Consider the following 4,389-nt stretch of genomic DNA (forward strand, 5'->3'; position numbering starts at 1 on the left):
CACTTTACCCTCGCTCTCGCGAGCGCATAACCCAGGCTACGTCAAGTGCCATCGATATATTCAGCAAGCCCTATTTAGTTCCAGTTTCTTAACTTCCTTCTCTATGAATTCTCCCCGTTGCCGTTGTAAAAATGTCAAAAAAAATGGTCTGACTCATAGGGGGACGCAAAACTTTAAAGGTAAAGACGGTCTATGACAGTTTGTCATTAACCCCAAACATCAACCTATTTCACAAGAACAAAAATTTCTGAGAGATAGAATTTTATAAGAATGAATAAGATAATAACCAGTGGAAAGACCTGGCTAGAGATGCTCTAACAACATAAATTTTGAGAGTATATATTGGGCAGCGAGACGAGAAGATATTTAGTAAATTATGGAATAATTGACCACCAGTGACCGAGGCAATTTGCTGTCATTATACATATTTTGGTATTTCTTAGTCCGCAGTTTTTCGTGGCAAAAGACCCAAAGGTAAAGACAAGAATAGTGGTGAAATTTATGACTTCTAAAAATTTAATAATACTCTGAGGTCGAGGCTCTGTAGATTGGTGAGAGAAACGCTTGCTTTTTGTAAAAAACTTTCCAATTATATTGGCAGCTATCAGGAATTTTATCCATCATTCTAACAAGTTTTGAAGTTATAGAAAAACTCTCTTAACCCTGACTATGAAGGACTACCAATTATCGCATTGGGAAACTGACAGAGTATTTCACGTTCCCTTTCGGTCAAGCTTATTCTGAATGATTTGTATAAGATGGAACCGAAAGTGCGATCGTGAGATTGAGCTGGATGCGATCGGCTCCTGGGGTAGGAAGTGAAGAAGTGCGATCGCTAGACTGGCCAAATCTTGTTCTAAGGATCGTTGACTGGAGCAATATCAACTGCAATCACCGTAGCATAGGGATTGAGAGCTTGTTCAGGCACTTGAATCGTTAACTCCCCAAGAGGATCGGCACTTAACATAGAATCGACAATAGCACAGCGAGTTGAGTGTTCCAATAACTGCCCTCCAGCTAGCAAATAAACTGTTTGAATCCGTTTAATGGGTACACCTCGTACTGTTATTGACTCGTAAGGCTTCATTAGCAAGAATAAGTAAAAGCGATCGCCCCGCCGAGTAGAAGGGCCGTAGAATTGCCAAGGTTCCAGTCCAGGCTGTGTTCCTACGATGCTCTGGGCATGGACGGCCATCCATTCTTCTACGGATTGCAACAAATCCAATTGTTCAGATTGAATCTGCCCGTTGCCCATAGGACTGACATTCAACAGCAGATTGCCGCCTTTACCGGCAACTTCACAGAGGGTATGAATAAGCTGGCGAGCTGACTTGAATTGGGTGTCCTTCGGGTTGTAACCCCAGCTTTCATTCAGAGTTAGGCAAGCTTCCCAAGTGCGCGGAGGCGGTTGGGGGGGAATGAATTGTTCGCAGGTATCGAAGTCTCCAAATCCAGGGAGGCGTGAGTTGATTAGCAAATGCGGTTGCAGCGATCGAATCATTTCATGTAGCTGTTTAGCTTGCCATTGTTCTGGCTTTCGTTCCCAACCGCCATCAAACCAAAGCAAGTCAATCTTTCCGTAGTTGCTCAACAATTCTCTGATTTGAGCGAACATAAATTCAAGGTAGCGCTCCCACTGAGAAGTTGTCGGCTGTCTGAATTTCCCAAACTGATACGGTTTATCGGCTTCTGTGAAAGCCGGGTAGTCAGGGTGATGCCAGTCAATCAAGGAAAAATACAACCCAATTCGCAAACCTTCAGCCCGCATCGCATCCACAAACTCTCGGACAATATCTTTTTTGTACGGCGCATACTCAATAGAAAAGTCGGATTGCTGGGTATGGAATAAGGAAAATCCATCATGATGTTTAGCCGTCAAAATCACATACTGCATCCCCAAGCGTTTCGCTAAATGCGCCCAAGTTTGAGGGTTGTATTCAGTCGGATTGAAAGTTTGGGCGGTGCGGTGATAATCGGCTACCGGGACATCTTGACAGTATGGCAAGCTAAAGACACCTCCCACCAAGGGCCAGGATATTTCATACCCACACTGGCTGCTATGACTCCAGTGAACAAACATTCCCAATCGTGCTGTCTCAAACCAGTTGTTTTCTTGAGTCATTGGTTTACCCTGAAATATAGGCGGTATTGGTGAAAGAGTAATGTTTACTCTCAGGTAAAATGAATAAGCTAGGGTAAACTTCTTTGTCGAATTGGACTGAAATGAACTGCCCCAAATGTAACCCCACAGAGGTTTCTAACAATGGTCATCGTTGGGAAACTGACGGAGTATTTTGGCTTCCCAATGTCAAGCTTATGCGGAATGATTTGTACGGGTCTGATTCCATTGAGGTTGGTAATCAAACAACCATTTGAACTGCAAGTCAGCCAACCAAGTAGGAGTGAGCTTGTAAATGTAGTTCCGCAACAAACATCCGATCGCCGTATCCGCCTGCCCCAATTTCCCTATTTGTCTGGAACTATTGAATACGCGAGTAACTCGCTGAGTCCGACTGGCTTCAAACTGCCGCAAAACAGAAGGAACAGTATCACTACCACCTTGGCTAGTCAAGAGCAGTTTCGCTAGTTCAAAAGAATCTTCCACCGCCATACAACCCCCTTGACCGATACTCGGTTGAACTGGGTGCGCGGCATCCCCGATTAAGGTAACTCGCCCTTGCCCCCATTGGGTTCCCAGCGGTGGTCGATCGACAATATCATCTCGGTAAATCTTCTCCCCGTCGAGAGCTTCGATGATAGCTGGTACTGGGTCAGCATAGCCTTTAAACAGGGAGCGCAAGGCATTCAAGGAACCCCCCAGCGCATCGTCATTACCGCCCGCTGGGGTGTTGTTGAAAGCATAGAAAGCAAATCGACCGCCACCGACATCGAAGTAGCCAAAACGAGTGCCCTGACCCCAGAATTCGGCCCAACTGTATTGTGGATCTAGTGGTAAGCCAGAGCCATCAAAGTAGCCTCTCCAGCAGCAAGTCCCACTGTACACAGGCTCCTCTAACCGCTCCCTACCGTTAAGACTAGCGCGTACCTTGGAGTAAAGACCATCAGCACCTACTAAGATGTCACCCTCGGCAGTGCGACCACCAGAGAAAAATACCCGAATGCCCTTGCCCGTGTCCTCAAATTTCTCAAAGGCAACGCCAGTCTGCACCGTTCCCTCTGGCAAGGCTTCCCATAAAATCTGCTGAAGTTCAGGTCGCAGGAGGCACACACCCAAGTCATCTTCGCCTATGAATTGAGGAGCGTTAATGTAGAGGGGTTCCGCTTTTTGGTCAAAAAACCCACCTTTGAGGATCTTGCCTCCCTGCTGGTAGAAACGCTGGTAAATCTGCCCTGATTGCAAGAGCTTGTAGACGCGCAAAGCATTGCGTTGGATGAATATGCCTCCGGGCCCTGAGAGCATAACATCCAAACCGCGCTTCTCGTATAGTTCAACTGCAATCCCTACATCAAGACAGGCACGGGCTAAGGTCAGACCGCCAATTCCACCGCCGATGATAATTACCTTTGATATTGAAGTCATATTATTGGGTGAGCTGTACAACACGAAAAAATTTAGGAAATTGGCTGGTGATTTGGCTGAACCTCTCCAAAAAAATTTCTAAATTTACCTGGAAATTAACTTTATGTTCATCAATCTCGCTCATCGAGCGTTTGGGTAGAAACCCCGTCCTTCTAGGACGGCTTTATATTGTTCAACCCTATCACACAGTAGTTGCTATAATGTGACCATGACACAAAAAGCATTCAAGTACCGATTCTATCCAACACAGTCGCAAGAAGCATTGCTTAGGAGAACAATGGGTTGCGCTCGATTAGTTTACAACCGTGCTTTAGCTGCAAGAACTGAAGCGTGGTATGAACGTCAAGAGCGAGTCGGATACTCTGAAACCTCAACAATGCTAACCAGTTGGAAAAAACAGGAAGATTTAGAATTTCTCAACGAAGTTAGCTGTGTGCCTCTACAACAAGGATTGAGGCATTTACAATCTGCATTCAGTAACTTCTTTGCAGGTCGGACAAAATATCCCACTTTCAAAAAGAAACGGAACGGCGGTAGTGCAGAATTCACTAAATCTGCTTTCAGGTGGAAAGATGGGCAAGTTTACCTTGCTAAGTGCGTCGAACCTCTTGCAATCCGATGGAGTCGAGAATTACCCAAAGGTGCAATTCCTTCCACTATCACAGTGAAACTTTCGCCCGCTGGAAGATGGTCTGTGTCGTTGTTGGCAGATGTCGAGATTGAAGCCTTGCCGGAATGCTCCAATGAAATTGGGGTTGATTTGGGTATAACTGTGCGAATCGTTGGCTAGAAACCAGTCCTCCAAAGGATTAGGGGGATTAGCCGCAAGGAATAGAACCTTGACAACT

General features: G+C 45.6%; 2 protein-coding genes and 1 pseudogene. 1 reads left to right on the top strand and 2 read right to left on the bottom strand.

The genetic code is table 11. The annotated features are described in order from the left end of the window. Window positions 1–856: 856 nt before the first annotated feature. Both QUA90_RS30085 and QUA90_RS30090 read right to left on the bottom strand, forming a co-directional pair. The gene (locus tag QUA90_RS30085) at window positions 857–2,122 is read right to left on the bottom strand and encodes an alpha-L-fucosidase (protein ID WP_333448758.1); all 1,266 of its coding nucleotides are present in this window, start codon (window positions 2,120–2,122) and stop codon (window positions 857–859) included. Window positions 2,123–2,314: 192 nt separating this feature from the next. Beyond that, window positions 2,315–3,541, bottom strand: coding sequence for an FAD-dependent monooxygenase (locus QUA90_RS30090; protein WP_333448759.1), 1,227 nt, complete (start codon window positions 3,539–3,541; stop codon window positions 2,315–2,317). A 208-nt stretch (window positions 3,542–3,749) separates the two neighbouring features. Here QUA90_RS30090 and QUA90_RS30095 point away from each other — a divergent pair. Next, a pseudogene (locus tag QUA90_RS30095) lies at window positions 3,750–4,310 on the top strand (RNA-guided endonuclease InsQ/TnpB family protein); the annotation flags it as partial. Between the last annotated feature and the right edge of the window lie 79 nt (window positions 4,311–4,389).

The sequence above is a fragment of the Microcoleus sp. D3_18_C4 genome, assembly GCF_036702355.1.
In the GTDB taxonomy this organism is placed as follows: Bacteria; Cyanobacteriota; Cyanobacteriia; order Cyanobacteriales; family Microcoleaceae; genus Microcoleus.